The sequence below is a fragment of the Salmonella sp. SAL4457 genome, from assembly GCF_046548235.1.
Taxonomy (GTDB): Bacteria; Pseudomonadota; Gammaproteobacteria; order Enterobacterales; family Enterobacteriaceae; genus Salmonella; species Salmonella enterica.
The window spans coordinates 1-232 of the sequence record NZ_JBGDZO010001418.1; the positions used below are offsets into that span (position 1 = coordinate 1).

The 232-nt window shown below is 62.5% G+C and carries 1 protein-coding gene; it reads left to right on the plus strand.

The annotated features are described in order from the left end of the window. On the plus strand, positions 1-232 hold a 232-nt coding region (locus ACLJNW_RS28845; protein WP_410962111.1), incomplete at both ends, for a M28 family peptidase.

The following is a 232-nucleotide window of genomic DNA, read 5'->3' on the forward strand; positions in this document are numbered from 1 at the left end:
GTGCAGAACCTCGCCCCGGAAGAGAAGAAGAAGATCAAGGCCTACCTGAACTTCGACATGATCGGCTCGCCGAACTTCGGCAACTTCATCTATGACGGCGACGGTTCCGACTTCGGCCTCCAGGGTCCGCCCGGCTCGGCCGCCATCGAGCGCCTGTTCGAAGCCTACTTCCGCCTGCGCGGCCAGCAATCGGAAGGCACCGAGATCGACTTCCGCTCCGACTACGCCGAGT